Source organism: Methylomonas sp. 11b, assembly GCF_000515215.1.
Classification (GTDB): domain Bacteria; phylum Pseudomonadota; class Gammaproteobacteria; order Methylococcales; family Methylomonadaceae; genus Methylomonas.
Genome location: NZ_KI911557.1, coordinates 3,121,498 through 3,136,997 on the forward strand (window position 1 = coordinate 3,121,498; position 15,500 = coordinate 3,136,997).

Here is a 15,500-nt window from a genome sequence, read left to right on the forward strand (position 1 = left end):
TCTCCGGTCAGATTGTGAAAAATTGAGGTCGATCTAGCCATGGTAAGCGACAGCCGGGCTTCTGCTCAATGGCAAGGCGCGGGAAAATATTCACCCACATGGATTTTCAGCAATTTATCTCAGCGAGTTACCGGTGAAAGCAAAAAAGCATATTCGTTGTCGAATTTGCCCAGCCCCGAACGACCATTCGGTACGAACCCTATTTTTTAGCCCAAGGAGTTGACCATGAAATACCTATGCCTGATTTGCGCCGAAACCGTGATGGAGGGGATGTCGGATGACGCGGCAGCCAAACATTTTGATGAATACACCGAATTTACCCAAGCCATTCGCGACAGCGGCCATTACCTGAGCTGCAATCGGCTTTTGCCGGCCAATGCCGCCATCACGCTGCGAGTGCGCGGCGGTAAAGTGAGCGTTACCGACGGCCCGTTCGCGGAAACCAAGGAACAACTCGGCGGCTATTACCTGATCGAAGCCGACGATTTGAACGAAGCCATCCAGGTAGCCGCAAGGATACCCGGAGCGAAGTTGGGTTGCGTGGAAATCCGGCCGGTAGCGGAAGATCCAAAGACTTTAGAAGCGCTGGGACTGGTTAAATGAAATGCGGCCCGGACCTGGCGGACGAAAAAAATTTTACGCGATGTCGATTTAAGTAAAGGCCGTTCGACTAAGGATGCAAGCCATAGTTATCAGTACTCACCCCCAATCGAGGAAAACCCCATGACCGCCAACATTAAACCCATACCCGACGGCTACCACACGCTTACCCCTTATCTGGTAGTGCAAGGCGCCGCGCAGGCACTGGAATTTTATAAAAATGCCTTCGCAGCCAGTGAACTATCCCGCCTGAATACGCCGGATGGCAACGTAGCTCACGCCGAATTCAAGATCGGCGATTCGATATTCATGCTCGCTGACGAAAATCCGCACTGTACCGATCTTTCGCCAGCATTGCTGGGCGGTACGCCGGTCAAACTATTCTTGTACGTCACTGATGTCGATACGGTGTTTGCCGCCGCGATAAAGGTCGGTGCCACATCGACGATGCCGCCCACCAATCAGTTCTGGGGCGACCGGATGGGCGCGGTTTGCGATCCGTTCGGCCATCAATGGCTGATTGCCACGCATATCGAAGATGTCGATCCCAGCGAAATGCCCAGTCGTATGGCTGCATTCTTCGCGGCGCAAGCGGCTAGTGCCGAACCGCAATAAGGAGCTGACATGAACACTCAAATTTTCGTCAATCTTCCGGTAAAAAACCTACCTAACTCCATCGCCTTTTTTACCCGACTGGGTTACACCTTCAATCCGCAATTTACCAACGACGACGCGGCTTGCATGGTCGTTAGCGACACTATTTTCGTGATGTTGCTGACCGAGAACTTCTTCCAGTCCTTCACGCCCAAAGCCATTTGCGATGCCACTAAAAGTACGGAAATGTTGTTATGCCTATCGGCGGAAAGCCGGGAAAACGTCGATACCATGGTCAGCACGGCCATCGCTGCCGGCGGCACGCTGTACAAGGAACCGCAAGATCACGGCTTTATGTATGCTCACGGCTTTCAGGATCCGGATGGCCACATCTGGGAATATTGTTACATGGAGCCCGGCGCGGTGTGCCAAGGCTAAAGGAGACCGGCATGAAATATATGTTACTGATTTATCTTGAAGAACACAGCCTGGACGAAGCCGATCGGCAAGCTTGTTATGTGGAGTCCACCCAACTCGCGCACAAGCTCAAAGCCAACGGCCAATACCTGGCCGCCAGCCCCTTACAGCCCACGACCATGGCGACCAGTGTACGGGTGCGCGACGGCAAGCGCTTCGTCACCGACGGCCCGTTTGCGGAAACCCGCGAACAACTGGGCGGCTACTATCTGGTCGAGGCTCAGGATCTGGACGCCGCCATCGCTATCGCCGAGCAGATTCCGATGGCGCGCAAGGGTACCGTCGAAGTGCGGCCGCTGATCGAGATCCCTAGCCTGCCGTTGTAAAACGCAACCGAAGAGGAGCAAGCAATGAAAATTGAACTGCAGAAAGAACACGAATGGCTACAACAACTGCTTGGCGAATGGACCTATGTGTCCGAATGCGTAACGGAGCCCGGCCAGCCGCCCGAGAAATTCGAAGGCACCGAAAGCGTGCGCAGCTTGGGCGGATTGTGGCTATTGTGCGAGGGTTGCGGCGAAATGCCGGGCGGCGGCACTGCGACTATGTTGATGACATTGGGTTACGACGCTCGGCAGCAGCGCTTTGTAGGCACCTGGATAGGCTCGATGATGACCCATCTCTGGATTTACGACGGCGCGCTGGACGCCAATGGCACTGTGCTAACGCTGAATACCGAAGGTCCGTGTTGCGCTAGCGAAGGCAAGTTGGCCAAGCAGCGCGACGTGATCAGCCTGCAGAGTCCGCAGCAACGCTTATTGACTTCCTATCTACTCGACGACGAAGGCCAATGGCAGCTATTCATGACGGCGCAGTATCGGCGCAAAACATAGTTTCTTAGGTCTATTGCACTATCGAGGAAAACCCGATGATCAAAACCATACTAATTGTCTTGGCCATGGCAATTGTCTGCATACTTATTTATGCGGCGACCAAACCCGATAACTTCCGCGTACAACGTTCGATCTCTATCAGAGCAACCCCGGAAACGATTTTTCCGTTGATCAACGATTTGCACAGCATGCAGACTTGGTCGGCTTGGGAAAAAGTGGACCCTGGCATGAAGCGGACTTACAGCGGCGCTGCCAGCGGGCCGGGCTCAATTTATGAATGGGAAGGCAACCAGGAAATCGGCCAAGGGCGCATAGAGATTCTCGACGCGGCGGCACCTGCGAAAATAACCATCCGGATGGATTTCATCAAACCGTTTCCGGCGCGAAACACCCTGGAATTTGTTCTGCAAGCCGAAGCCGGCTCCACTCGGGTGACACAAGCGATTTTCGGCCCTAGCCCCTATATTTCCAAAGTCATGAGCCTGGTGTTCAGTATGGACAAGATGATAGGCGGGAAATTCGCAGAAAGTTTGGCCGAGCTAAAGACCATCGCCGAAAAGCAATCAGCTATTTCAATTTCAGAGGAAAAGCCATGAAGCCAATTGAACAAACAGCCGAATCGCGGGAACTGGTGCTGACGCGCCTGATCGATGCGCCACCCGAGAAACTCTTTAGAGCTTGGACCGAACCGGCACTACTCAAGCAGTGGTTTTGTCCGAAGCCCTGGACCGTGGCCTCAGCTGATCTCGATGTGAGAGCCGGCGGCACCAGCAGCATTCTGATGCGTAGCCCGGACGGTCAGGAGTTTCCCAACCAAGGCATCTATCTTGAAGTTGTGCCAAACGAGCGTTTGGTCTTCACCGATGCCTACACCAGCGCCTGGGAACCCTCCACCAAACCCTTCATGACCGGCATCATCACGTTTACGCCTGAAGACGGAAAGACTCGCTACAGCGCTCGCGTGTTGCATTGGAGTGCAGCAGACCGGAAATCCCACGAGGAAATGGGCTTTCACGAAGGCTGGGGCAAGGCCACGGACCAACTGGTCGAGCTGGTAGCCAGCTTGTAAGCCAGGAATCCGGCCATTATTTTTTATAACTTACCGAGTAAACACCATGCCCAAAATCACCCCATTTTTATGGTTCGACGACCAAGCCGAAGAGGCGATGAATTTTTACCTGTCGATCTTTAAAGACTCCAAAGTCTTGAGTGTCAACCGCTACGGCGACGCCGGACCGGGACCGAAGGGCAGCGTGATGACCGCCAGTTTCGAGCTGAACGGACAAGTTTTCACCGCGCTCAACGGCGGACCGGTCTACCAGTTCTCGCCGGCGATTTCCTTTGTCGTGCATTGCGAAACTCAGGCGGAAGTGGACCACTATTGGCAGAAACTTTCAGAAGGCGGGAAAGAACATCAATGTGCCTGGCTGGACGATAAATTTGGCGTGACTTGGCAAATCGTGCCGAATATCCTGATCAAGTTACTGAGCGATCCCGATCCGGTAAAAGCCGGACGAGTGATGCAGGCCATGCTGCAAATGACAAAAATCGACATTGACACTTTAAAACAAGCCTACGAGCAATCCTGAATGAAACATCTATTCGCCATCCTCATACTGCTATTTGCCGGTCAAGCTAATGCTATTGAATGGCTGGACAGTCCTGAGCTCGGCAAATTGTTTAGAGACGCCGGTGTGCAAGGCACTTTCGTACTCTACGACGTCGATGCCGAACGCCTGATAGTCCATGACCGGCTCCGCGCGGAAACCCGCTTCATCCCAGCCTCCACGTTCAAGATAGTCAATAGCTTGATCGGCTTGTCGGTAGGTGCGATTGGCAGCGTGGACGAGCCGTTGCCATACGGCGGTCAGCCGCAAATGATCAAAGACTGGGAACGGGATATGGGCTTGCGCGAGGCGATCAAGCTGTCGAATGTGCCGATTTATCAGGCGCTGGCCCGTCGTATCGGCCATGCCCGCATGCAAGAAGGGCTTGCCAACCTTGACTACGGCAACGCCGAAATCGGCGATAAGGTCGATAGGTTTTGGCTGGACGGGCCGCTAAGAATCAGCTCAGTGGAACAGTCAGTTTTTTTGGCCCTCCTGGCGCGGGATCAATTACCGCTCTCAGGTGATGTTCAGGCCAAAGTCCGGGAAATTGTCATGCTTGAGCAGAGCGGCGAACGGACTTTATACGGCAAAACCGGCTGGTTAAACGCCCCGAATGCCGGTATCGGCTGGTGGGTGGGCTGGGTCAAGAACGGCAGCCATCTATACAGTTTTGCGTTGAATATCGACATTACCCAGGCTGCCGATGCGCCCAAGCGCGTGGAGTTGGGCAAGGCCTGTCTTAAGGCCTTGGGGATATTCTAAGCTCAACTTATTATCAGACTCTCAAAGCCAAAGCCGCCTTAGCCAAACGCTCGCCCAGCACCCAACACAAACGTTTTTCATGATCGGTGAGTTCGGCATCGGTGTCGGCGACATGGCTGGGACCATAAGGCGTGCCACCGCTGACCGTTTCGCGCAGTGCAATTTCGTTACAGGGTAGGCTCATCAACAACATGCCGTGATGCATCAAAGGCAGCATCATCGATAACAGCGTGGTTTCCTGACCGCCATGCATGCTGCCGGTAGAGGTAAACACGCCGGCGGGCTTGCCGGACAAAGCGCCGGAGAACCACAACGCGGTCGTGCCATCCAGAAAATGCTTTAACGAGGCCGCCATATTGCCGAAATGCGTCGGGCTGCCCAGCGCCAAGCCGTCGCAGGTTTCCAGGTCCTGCAAACTGGCGTACGGCGCGCCGGCATCGGGAATGCTGTCGGCGATTTTCTCGCACACCGCCGATACTTCCGGCACCGTGCGCAACACCGCTTCCGCACCGGCCACCGACTCCACACCCCGGCCGATCTGCTGGGCCATGCGCGCGGTGCTGCCGTCGCGGCTGTAATACAGGATCAAGATCTTCGCCATCAGAGTATCGCCAACACGTTTTCCGGCGGCCGGCCGATGGCGGCTTTGCCGTCTTTCAATACGATGGGCCGTTCGATCAATTTGGGGACTCTGATCATCGCTTCGATCAAATCCGTATCGCTTAAGGATTTATCGTCCAAGCCGTTTTCTTTATATTCCGGCTCTTTGGTGCGCATCAATTCGCGCGGCTTGATGTTTAGCTTGCTGAGGATGTCTTGTAGTTCAGCGGCGGTCGGCGGGGCTTTAAGATATTCAACCACTTCCGGGGTGAGGCCTTGCGCTTCCAGTAGTTTTAAGGTGTCGCGGGATTTGCCGCAACGCGGGTTGTGATAGATTTTGACGCTCATGGTTTGCACCTTAATCATGACGAGTTGCGGCTATAATAGCACCCTTCGAATCACGGATATGCCCCCAAAGCCATGCAATTACCCAACTATTCAACCGCCCGCGTGCTGGTGGTCGGCGACCTGATGCTTGACAGATATTGGCACGGCGCCACCTCGCGGATTTCCCCGGAAGCGCCGGTGCCGGTGGTTCACGTCAAACAAGACGAACAACGCGCCGGCGGTGCGGGCAACGTGGCTTTAAACATTGCTGCGCTGGGGGCAAAAGTATCTTTGTTGGGTTTTACCGGCGAGGACGAAGCCGCAACGGCCCTGAAACAATTGCTGCAACAAGCCAAGGTTTTATGCCTATTTCAGGCAGTGCCTGGTTATCCCACCATCACCAAATTGCGGGTGATGAGTCGCCATCAGCAATTGATCAGATTGGATTTTGAAGACGGCTTTCAGCAAGTCGATAGCGATGCGCTATTGCATTTGTATCATGCGGAAATGATGCAATCGCAGGTGATCGTGTTGTCCGATTACGGCAAAGGCACCTTGAGCCAAGTGCCACAATTCATCCGCCTCGCCAAACAATTAAACAAACCGGTGCTGGTCGATCCGAAAGGCAGCGATTTTTCTATCTACAGGGAAGCCACCCTAATCACGCCTAATCTCAGCGAGTTTGAAGCGGTGGTTGGCCGTTGCGCCGATCAAGAGCAAATCGTCGAACGCGGCATGAATTTGCTGAACGAACTGGACTTGCAGGCCTTGCTAGTCACCCGCGGCGAAAACGGCATGACCTTACTGAGCAAAGCCGAAGATCCCTTGCATCTACCGACTCACGCCCGTGAAGTATTCGATGTGACGGGGGCCGGCGACACCGTGATTTCCGTATTAGCCGCCAGTTTGGCCGCAAAAAAACCGCTGGCCGAAGCCACCCAACTCGCCAACATCGGCGCCGGTATCGTGGTCGGGAAAATGGGCACCGCCACCGTCAATACCGACGAATTGCATGCCGCCTTGCAAGGGCCGCGCGCCCATCACAAAGGCGTCTGCAGTTTGTCTGACCTGCTTGCAGAACGCGCCACCGCCAAACAAAACGGCGAAATAATCGTCGCCACCAACGGCTGTTTCGACATCCTGCATCCCGGCCACGTCCGCTACTTGCAACAAGCCAAAACCCTGGGCGACCGACTGGTGGTGTTGGTCAACAGTGACGCCTCGGTGCAACGCCTGAAAGGCCCGGAGCGACCTGTGAACAAACTAGATCACCGTATGGAAATGCTCGCCGCGCTGGAATGCGTGGACTGGGTGGTGGAATTCGAACAAGACACCCCGAAAGAAGTCATCGACCAATTACTACCCGACATCCTGGTCAAAGGCGGCGACTACACCGACATCACCAGCATCGCCGGTCACGAAAGCGTGTTGGCCAACGGCGGCGAGGTGAAGATCTTGTCGTTTATTGAGGGGCATTCGACTACGGCGATTATTCAGACGATTAAGGATAAAACCGGCAACTAACCACTAAGGCCCAAGGAATACAAATGCGACTTAAATATTGTTATTTGTTTTAGCTGTTTTTTATAGCTAAATGCTATTATCGGCTAATGTATCAAATAATCTATCGAAAAACGGCCGCCAAAGCATTACTCAAAATGCCGCTTAGAGTAGCCGAACAATTCAAAGCAGCATTCGAGCAGATGGCAATGGATGACGAAGACGGACTGGACATCAAAAAACTGGAAGGTCGAGAAGGCTTTAGATTGCGGATTGGCGGTTACCGTGCGATTTACCGCAAATTGAACGATGTGCTGATTATAGAAGTGCTTAAGATTGGTAGCCGGGGAGATATTTACAAATGAGCGTGCAATTTATCGAACAAAACGGCCAAAAACAATACGCGGTTGTGCCCGTCTCCGACTACGAGAAACTGTTGGAAAAAGCGGAAATGCTGGATGACATCACGGCATATGACCAAGCCCTGGCCAGCGAAGACGAATTGATTCCTGCCGAAATCGTCAATCGGCTGTTGAACGGCGAGAATAAAATCAAAGTATGGCGCGAACATCGTGGCCTGACTCAGTCGGGACTCGCCGAGAGCTGCAATATGGCCCAAGCCAGTATCGCCCAAATGGAAAGCGGCAAGCGAACCGGAACCATTGGCGCACTGAAAAAAATAGCCGAAACATTGAATGTGGATTTGGATGATTTGGTTTAGATTTTAGAATCTCGTAGAAGGACACTAAAAAAATCGTTAAAACAGTACGGATACGATTGAAAAGTCAAGCTATGCCGGCGCTTTATTCGACTACACTCTTGCGCACCTGAAGGATTAAGATGCCTCGTCAACTCACATGGCTACACATTTCTGACTTCCATGCCCGAAAACGTGATATTTGGGAGGCTAACCAAATAACCGATGCACTTGTACGTGATTTGAAAGGCATGCAGAGCCTTCACGGACTTCGTCCTGATTTTATTTTCTTTACGGGAGATATTGTCTACGGTACGGTTAATGGCGAAAGCATGGCTGATCAGTACCAGATAGCCCGTCAGTTCATTGAAGCTGTTCGCACGGCCTTTGATCCGCAAATATCCACACGTGATATTTATCTTGTTCCTGGCAACCACGATGTAGATCGGGACGAAATCCTGCCCGAGCAAACCCAATGGCTAAGGCAAAAAGATAGAAAGTTAGAAGAAATTATTGCCGCAATGCGGGATGGAAGAAAGCAATGGCGCTCGTGGATGGAAAGACTGATAAGTTATCGAAATTTTCTCACCAGTTACGGCCTAACTCATCTGGAACCAAATGACTCCCATCTGATATGGGCGGATTCCAGAGAGGTTCATGGTATTCGTATTGGTATAGCAGGTCTGAATTCTGCCTGGTCCTGCGCCGACGATAGCGACAAAGCGAATCTCTGGTTAGGTTCGGATTGGCAAATAGCCAACCTGAAAGAGCGAATGGGGCCAGTCGATTTTGCAATTGCTCTCATACACCATCCCGGAAATTGGTTAAAAGAACAAGAAGACCCGTCAGCCATGCGCCGTTTAAAACAAGAGTTTGCTCTTGTATTGCATGGACATGAGCATCAGGAGTGGGTTGAGTCGGACTTTGCCGGCCGCTTGGTCCTTTCGGCCGGTGCATGTTACGACTCATCAAAAAATGGCTACAGCTTTGGTTGCGTGGACTTCGATAATCTCCAGACCAATATTTATTTGCGGCAATGGGACCCAACAGGCAGAGGATGGGTAGCAAGAAATGTGGCAGGAAAAACGCAGGATGGTTGTTGGAGTTTGTCTAATCTTTCGTGGCTTGGATTTACTGACTCCGTCGTTGATGCAGGCGCAGCAGAATCGAAAATTAACAACAACCACGATTTATCCGACTCAGAGGAATCGGCCGAAACCCATTACACACAACGATATTGCCACTTCGTAATCAATCACCACGATGGCCTAGAGCTCTTTGGCTGTGACATTCCTCGTGAACTTCAGCGCCATCAACTATCTGTTGCTTATGTTTCGCTGAACCTGACCCGTGAAGATGATGCTTATCCGACGAAAAAACGCCAGCCACTACCCTTAAAAAATCCATCAGAAAAGCTAATTCAGGATGTATTAGAAGACGACAAACGGCAGCAGCATATTTTCGATGAATCAAGCACAGCTTTGGAAGATGTTTTGGACAAAATTTCGACAGAAACCAGCCGACTACTGATAAATGGTCCTGCCGGTTCTGGAAAAAGTACGCTAATGCGCTGGAGTACCATCCATGCTGCGGGCCAAATTCTGAATAATCCGACCGAACAAATATATTCACCAAATACTCCAATTAGCCCATCTAATCCAGCAGATAGATGGAACGTCCAAAAGCCTGGGAGAGTGCAACGGCACAGTTGGCGAAAAAAAGTCCCGTTTCTAATTCGATTGCGTGACTGTCCGAATGGTCAGTTACCGGCAGCCAATGAGTTACCGACTTTTCTTGCCAAACACTTGCCGTCCGCTCCGAGAAATTGGATGACGAATCTGCTCGGTTCAGGGCAGGCTTTGGTCTTATTTGACGGAGTAGACGAAATCCACCGTGATCAACGGCGTCAACTCGAAGAAGAAATCGGTGAACTGATTCGTACTTATCCGGATTGCACTTACGTGGTTACTACTCGCCCGGGTGCAGTCACTCCCGGTTGGTTATCGCGTTTGAATTTCGTCGAAGCACGAGTTGAGCCTTTGAGCCGGCAAGACCGAGAGGAGTTCATCGATAAATGGTACCGCTCGGCAGCCTTGGAATTAAAACTAAAACCACGACCCGGCGAAGATCTAGCGCAAACCGCGGTAAATCTGAAATCCGAGTTAGCCGAACAATCCGAACTGGGTTTATTAGCAACCAATCCGCTGTTATGCGCCATGATTTGTGCGCTTTATCGAGAACGACAAGAAAAATTACCGGAAACGCCTGCAGAATTATCCAAAGCCCTTTGCGAAATGCTTTTGCACCGTCGGGAACGGGAAACGCCAGGCTTAGCCGACAAACATTTTTTAACCAGTTGGCGCGAACTAAAGTATGCACAGAAAGAGGAGCTGTTGGCCGAACTGGCATGGCGTATGGTCAGTAAAGGCAGATCATCTATCGAACGTAGCGATGCAAAAGCCTTAGTCGCTGAAACGCTTTACTCAATCCCTGGAAGAAGTCAGGAAGAAGCTGATGATATTTTACAAGCTTTGGTGGAAAGAAGCGGCATGCTGCGACCTGCCGGAGTCGATCGTATCGACTTTATTCACAACACGTTGAAAGAATATCTAGCGGCGAATTGTATCGTAGGGAAAGGCGATTGGAAGTTATTGGTCAACTATGCCGATGACCCCGCGTGGCAGCCGGTTATTCTATTCGCTCTTGCTTTAGCTCCGGAATCCTTCAGTTCCAATCTAGTTGGCGAGTTACTCAAATGCGCCGAATCTCTAAAAAACCCGACGGGTAAGGTTGGCGCTCTTACCAAAGCCGAACGTAAAACCTTAGCGACGATTAAGGCGCGCCAGTTTTTTCTGGTTCGATGCCGGGCGGCAGCAAAACGATTGGACGAAAAATTCTCGAAGAAAATCGATAAGTATTTGGAGCATTTATTACCACCCGCTTCAATGAACGAAGCCGAAGCGCTTGCACAGCTTGGTTCGCGCATATTGAATTACGGTTCTTCAACTCTTGAAAACGGAAAATGGTGGGCTACACAAAGTAGCTATATAGCAATGCGTTGCTTGCGTTTGTTGCGCTTAGTTGGCGGACAAAAGGCACAAACTGCTTTGAGAACGATCTATGCTCTACCTAAAAGCTCAACTCCGCTTGCCAACGAATGGACTTTAGCCTGTAACGAACTCTGTCCGGACGAATCATTAAAATGGCCATTCGATAAAGAAGTGGCATGGTTGACTTCCTATCGAATCACAAATATTAATCCTCTTAAAGGTATAAATAGCTTTAAATCAATATATATATTCGATACACGAGTAACCTCGCTACATCCTTTAATTGGCATGAAGTCATTAACTTTATTGTCACTATGGAGAACCCTCGTTAGCGACCTAAGTCCGGTTACTGAATTAACAAATCTAGAGCATTTAGACTTCAGCAACACTCGCGTTACTGACTTAACTCCTCTTATCACATTAAAAAAACTAAATTGGCTTGATTGTGGATTAACCAATGCAACTGATTTGACACCAATTTCTGGTTTAAGCAATCTTAAATACTTGCGCTTAGATGGCCTTCTGCTCCCATCCTTAAACCCAATACAAAATTTGATTGGTCTCGAGCATTTAAGTCTGAAATCTGTTCCATTGGACGACATAACACCACTGAAAAATCTTAGGTCACTAAAGTATCTGAATTTAGCAAATACAAAAGTTTTACGACTGAAACCTATACTCGGTCTTTCATTGCTTGAGCGCTTGAATTTAGCAAAAACTAATATCGAAAATGCGGATGAAGTGGCTTCATTCACAAATCTTAGAGATTTGGATATATCTGAAACAAAAATTACTGATTTAACGCCATTATCCAATTTGAGTTCTCTCAAGCGACTGGTTCTTGGGTATCAAATAATTAATGATTTGACATCCATTGAAAACTTAAAATCTCTTGAGACTCTCATACTACACCAAATTAATATTACCGATCTTTCACCCCTGATTGGCATAAAATCACTCAAGAATCTTTATCTAGGAAAAACTGCAATATTGGAGTCGGACTTGGAGAAGTTTAAGTCTTTACGGCCCGATGTTGATGTACGTACGAAATATTATTTTTTTCCAACGGGCAGGATAGAGTTTTAATTTTCCGTTTTTAATATTGGTTTCTACAAAACTATATAAATGCTGATTTACTTAGATAATTGTTGCTTTAATCGCCCATATGATGACCAATCACATTCCAATATTTTTCTGGAAACTCAGGCGAAACTATATATTCAGGAAAATATTCTCAGCGGGAATTATCAATTGGTTTGGTCTTATATTTTACAATACGAAAACGAGCAAAACCCTTATATCGACCATAAGCACGAAATTCGTAAATGGAAACAACAGGCCAGTATATTGGTTACCGCTTCGCCAGATATTGTGGAGATGGCAAAGCGGTTTCAATCTTTCGGGCTGAGAGTAAAAGATGCGCTACATTGCGCCTGCGCTGTGTCGGCCAATGCCAATTATTTTGTCACTACCGACAAACAACTTCTTAAAACCGCTCGCAACATCAAGGGGCTACATGCGGTTAATCCACTGACATTCATTCAAGAGGAAGGCAATTCATGAAAACTGACGCCGAAATCATCCATAGCGGATTCGAATCGATTTTTTCAACCTTGGGCATGGTTGATGCCGAGCGGTTTATCATGCTGATTAAGCGCGACAAATTCGATTACACACAGTGGCAAAAACAGCTCTGGTCAAACGAGTCTGTAGAGTCTTTATCTGCACAAGCTCAGCGGGATTGGGAACAATCTTCCTGAATTTGCCGTTAACCTGAATAACCACCAATCGCCCTCCCATAAGAATCTCTCTTTGAATGATTAACTTAAAAGATCGCCTCCACCAATACTGGCTTCTAGCCCGTTTCGATAAACCCATCGGCATTTTCATTCTACTTTGGCCGACGCTGTGGGCCTTGTGGATAGCCGGTAACGGGAAGCCGGACGTATTGGTGTTGATCGTGTTCACGCTGGGCGTGGTGTTGATGCGCGCGGCCGGTTGTGTGATCAACGATTACGCCGACAAGGATTTCGACCCGCATGTCGACAGGACCAAACTGCGGCCGATTGCCGCCGGCAAGGTTAAGCCTAAGGAAGCGCTGATGGTGTTTATGGTGCTGTGTCTGACTGCGTTTGGTTTGGTGTTGCTGATGAACTGGCACACCATCGGCTTGTCCTTCATCGGTGCGTTTTTGGCGGCCAGCTATCCGTTCATGAAGCGCTTCACCCATCTGCCGCAGGCTTATCTGGGCGCAGCGTTTGGGTTTGCGGTACCGATGGCGTTTGCCGCGCAAACCAACGAAATTCCAGCAGTCGGCTGGATTTTATATCTGGCGGTGCTGCTGTGGGCGCTGGTGTACGACACTATGTATGCGATGGTCGATATCGACGATGATTTGAAAATCGGCGTGAAATCCACTGCAATTCTATTCGGCAAGCGGGTGCGGGAAATTACTGCAAGTCTGCAAGTCGTGATTATGGGCCTGTTGATTACAATCGGCGCGATGCAACAACTGAGCTGGCCGTATTACGCCGGTTTGGCGGTTGCCGCCGGCTTGGCGATTTACCAGCAAAAGCTGATTTTTCATTTCGATAAACCCAGTTGTTTTAAAGCTTTTTTGAATAATAACTGGTTCGGTTTGGCGGTGTTTGTTGGGATTGTGTTGGCTTATCGGCTGTAGTGTTTAGGATCAATTACTCCTCCTAACGCTAGCCTCATTGACGTGACAGAGAAGGTTAGATTGAGAGGATGAAAACAGGTCATTCGCCTGGTTTGATTCTCCTCACCCCAACCCTCTCGGCAACTGCTCCCAGCGTAGCCCTACCTCCTGCATCCATGCAGTCGTCGAGCAGGAGAGGGAGCTTAATTTAAAGCCCTGATAGGAGATTTTTAAGCCTATCCAATAGATTATAGGATTTGCGATGAACTATCACGAGATGCTAGCGGTTGCTTTTTCCGAAGCAAAAGCCGGTTTTGACGAAGGTGGCGTGCCGGTCGGCGCGGCGTTGTTCGCCGCCGACGGCAAATTGTTGGGGCGGGGCCGCAACCGCCGCGTGCAGGACAACGATCCATCGGTACACGGCGAAACCGATGCCTTTCGCAAAGCCGGTCGGCAAACCAGTTACCGCGACAAAATCCTGGTCACGACCTTGGCGCCATGCTGGTATTGCTCGGGCTTGATTCGACAGTTCAATATTGGCACGGTGGTGGTCGGTGAATCTGTCAACTTTGCGGGGCATCTGGATTGGCTAAGAGAGGCTGGCGTTAAGATCGTGGAATTAAACGACGCGGCTTGTATCGATTTGATGAGCCGTTTTATTGCCCAATCGCCACGGATTTGGTTTGAAGACATCGGTGAGGATTGTTGTTAAGGACATTCTGAATAAGTTAATTCCACAAACGAAGATTTGCGCTCAGGCTCTACCCATCCGAAATAACCGCCAACCACCCCCAACTAAACGTCCATTACAAAATGACATTGCTCTATGCGGTGAATTATTATAAAACGGCGGGAATGATGCGCTTGGACCTAAACGCAACATTTAATGTTAATCTCGCGAAGACGCAAGTCCGGGCTTTTGATAGTCCTGGGTTCCAGAATTCGCAGGAACGACGATACCCATTTTTTGAAGCCCCCCTTTCACAGGTTGTGCGAGTAACCAAAAGGCTCTAATCAATCACAACTTGCATTGAATGGGGAGGCTGACGGCAGCTAACCCGATTTTGAAAAATTCTCGATCCTTAATCTGCACAGGAGTTTCCGTTCATGAGTCTGTCCTTAGTCATCGGTAACAAAAACTATTCATCCTGGTCATTGCGGCCGTGGCTGTTTTTGAAATATCACGACATCGATTTCGCGGAAATCAGAATTCCGCTATATCGCGAAGATTCGAAAGACAAACTATTGCAATACTCGCCGACCGGTAAAGTACCTGTTCTGTTGGATGGTGAGCTTAAGGTCTGGGATTCGCTGGCAATATTAGAATATCTGGCGGAACGCTTTCCACAAACCCAAGGCTGGCCGGAGGATTTCGCCGAACGCGCCGCGGCCCGTTCGTTAGCCGCCGAAATGCATTCCGGATTTACTGCGCTACGCACCTATTGCGGCATGAATTGCAAGCGCACACCCTCAGCCAAACCCTTACCGGAAGCGGTGCATCCGGACATCGAACGCATCGGCGAAATTTGGCAACACTATCGGCAACTCCACCGCCATGACGGTCCGTGGTTATTTGGCCGATTTACCATAGTCGATGCGATGTTCGCCCCCGTCGCCTTACGTTTTCACAGCTATCAACTGGAAACCAATAAAGAGGCGCAAGCCTATGTGGACTCGGTATTAGCCTGCCCGGCTGTAAACGCCTGGATAGAAGCCGGCAAGTTGGAAAGCGAGGTCATCAGCGCGTTTGAATAAGCAGTGTTAAGACCTTGCCGATTTACCACAATAATT

General features: G+C 50.1%; 20 protein-coding genes. 18 read left to right on the forward strand and 2 right to left on the reverse strand.

All coding sequences use genetic code 11. The features are described 5' to 3' along the window. Window positions 1–225: 225 nt before the first annotated feature. From METH11B_RS0115050 to blaOXA, 9 genes are all read left to right on the forward strand, one after another. On the forward strand, window positions 226–603 hold the full coding sequence (locus METH11B_RS0115050) for a YciI family protein (protein ID WP_026602724.1): 378 nt from the start codon (window positions 226–228) through the stop codon (window positions 601–603). A gap of 120 nt (window positions 604–723) precedes the next feature. After that, window positions 724–1,215, forward strand: coding sequence for a VOC family protein (locus METH11B_RS0115055; RefSeq protein ID WP_026602725.1), 492 nt, complete (start codon window positions 724–726; stop codon window positions 1,213–1,215). Between the two features lie 9 nt (window positions 1,216–1,224). Continuing rightward, window positions 1,225–1,632 carry a VOC family protein gene (locus METH11B_RS0115060; RefSeq protein WP_026602726.1) on the forward strand — a complete coding sequence of 136 codons (408 nt, stop codon included), beginning with the start codon at window positions 1,225–1,227 and terminating at the stop codon, window positions 1,630–1,632. Window positions 1,633–1,643: 11 nt separating this feature from the next. After that, window positions 1,644–1,997: a YciI family protein gene (locus METH11B_RS0115065; protein ID WP_026602727.1), complete on the forward strand. Its 354-nt coding sequence runs from the start codon at window positions 1,644–1,646 to the stop codon at window positions 1,995–1,997. Between the two features lie 24 nt (window positions 1,998–2,021). Beyond that, window positions 2,022–2,504, forward strand: coding sequence for a DUF1579 domain-containing protein (locus METH11B_RS0115070; RefSeq protein WP_026602728.1), 483 nt, complete (start codon window positions 2,022–2,024; stop codon window positions 2,502–2,504). A 35-nt stretch (window positions 2,505–2,539) separates the two neighbouring features. Continuing rightward, window positions 2,540–3,100 (forward strand): SRPBCC family protein, encoded by a 561-nt coding sequence (locus tag METH11B_RS0115075; RefSeq protein ID WP_026602729.1) that lies wholly within the window; start codon window positions 2,540–2,542, stop codon window positions 3,098–3,100. Then, window positions 3,097–3,573, forward strand: a complete 477-nt coding sequence (locus METH11B_RS0115080) for an SRPBCC family protein (RefSeq protein ID WP_026602730.1) — start codon at window positions 3,097–3,099, stop codon at window positions 3,571–3,573. Before METH11B_RS0115075 ends, METH11B_RS0115080 begins: the two co-directional genes overlap by 4 nt. Window positions 3,574–3,619: 46 nt before the next feature. After that, the gene (locus METH11B_RS0115085; RefSeq protein ID WP_026602731.1) at window positions 3,620–4,093 is read left to right on the forward strand and encodes a VOC family protein; all 474 of its coding nucleotides are present in this window, start codon (window positions 3,620–3,622) and stop codon (window positions 4,091–4,093) included. Beyond that, window positions 4,094–4,876 (forward strand): class D beta-lactamase, encoded by a 783-nt coding sequence (gene blaOXA / locus METH11B_RS0115090; RefSeq protein ID WP_026602732.1) that lies wholly within the window; start codon window positions 4,094–4,096, stop codon window positions 4,874–4,876. A gap of 13 nt (window positions 4,877–4,889) precedes the next feature. On the opposite strand, the gene wrbA is transcribed toward blaOXA, so the two are convergent. Together wrbA and arsC are read right to left on the reverse strand one after the other, a co-directional pair. Further along, window positions 4,890–5,477, reverse strand: coding sequence for an NAD(P)H:quinone oxidoreductase (wrbA, locus tag METH11B_RS0115095; protein WP_026602733.1), 588 nt, complete (start codon window positions 5,475–5,477; stop codon window positions 4,890–4,892). Then, window positions 5,477–5,824, reverse strand: coding sequence for an arsenate reductase (glutaredoxin) (gene arsC / locus METH11B_RS0115100; RefSeq protein WP_036277603.1), 348 nt, complete (start codon window positions 5,822–5,824; stop codon window positions 5,477–5,479). The genes wrbA and arsC overlap by 1 nt, the downstream gene beginning before the upstream one ends. Before the next feature lie 72 nt (window positions 5,825–5,896). Here arsC and hldE point away from each other — a divergent pair, with 72 nt between their 5' ends. The 9 genes from hldE to METH11B_RS0115145 all read left to right on the forward strand — a co-directional run bounded on the left by hldE (window position 5,897) and on the right by METH11B_RS0115145 (window position 15,464). Continuing rightward, window positions 5,897–7,327 carry a bifunctional D-glycero-beta-D-manno-heptose-7-phosphate kinase/D-glycero-beta-D-manno-heptose 1-phosphate adenylyltransferase HldE gene (hldE, locus tag METH11B_RS0115105; protein WP_026602735.1) on the forward strand — a complete coding sequence of 477 codons (1,431 nt, stop codon included), beginning with the start codon at window positions 5,897–5,899 and terminating at the stop codon, window positions 7,325–7,327. 86 nt (window positions 7,328–7,413) lie between these two features. Beyond that, window positions 7,414–7,668 carry a type II toxin-antitoxin system RelE family toxin gene (locus METH11B_RS0115110; protein ID WP_026602736.1) on the forward strand — a complete coding sequence of 85 codons (255 nt, stop codon included), beginning with the start codon at window positions 7,414–7,416 and terminating at the stop codon, window positions 7,666–7,668. After that, window positions 7,665–8,024 (forward strand): helix-turn-helix domain-containing protein, encoded by a 360-nt coding sequence (locus METH11B_RS0115115; protein WP_026602737.1) that lies wholly within the window; start codon window positions 7,665–7,667, stop codon window positions 8,022–8,024. Before METH11B_RS0115110 ends, METH11B_RS0115115 begins: the two co-directional genes overlap by 4 nt. Window positions 8,025–8,143: 119 nt before the next feature. Next, complete coding sequence (locus METH11B_RS0115120; protein ID WP_026602738.1) at window positions 8,144–12,136, forward strand: NACHT domain-containing protein; 3,993 nt, start codon at window positions 8,144–8,146, stop codon at window positions 12,134–12,136. Window positions 12,137–12,175: 39 nt separating this feature from the next. After that, entirely contained in the window at window positions 12,176–12,613 is a 438-nt protein-coding gene (locus tag METH11B_RS0115125; protein ID WP_026602739.1) for a PIN domain-containing protein, read from the forward strand. Then, on the forward strand, window positions 12,610–12,810 hold the full coding sequence (locus METH11B_RS0115130; RefSeq protein WP_026602740.1) for a hypothetical protein: 201 nt from the start codon (window positions 12,610–12,612) through the stop codon (window positions 12,808–12,810). Before METH11B_RS0115125 ends, METH11B_RS0115130 begins: the two co-directional genes overlap by 4 nt. Window positions 12,811–12,866: 56 nt before the next feature. Next, window positions 12,867–13,730 (forward strand): 4-hydroxybenzoate octaprenyltransferase, encoded by an 864-nt coding sequence (ubiA, locus tag METH11B_RS0115135; RefSeq protein WP_026602741.1) that lies wholly within the window; start codon window positions 12,867–12,869, stop codon window positions 13,728–13,730. A gap of 241 nt (window positions 13,731–13,971) precedes the next feature. Next, window positions 13,972–14,421, forward strand: a complete 450-nt coding sequence (locus METH11B_RS0115140) for a nucleoside deaminase (protein ID WP_026602742.1) — start codon at window positions 13,972–13,974, stop codon at window positions 14,419–14,421. Window positions 14,422–14,816: 395 nt separating this feature from the next. Continuing rightward, window positions 14,817–15,464 (forward strand): glutathione S-transferase family protein, encoded by a 648-nt coding sequence (locus tag METH11B_RS0115145; protein WP_026602743.1) that lies wholly within the window; start codon window positions 14,817–14,819, stop codon window positions 15,462–15,464. The last annotated feature ends 36 nt before the right edge of the window (window positions 15,465–15,500 follow it).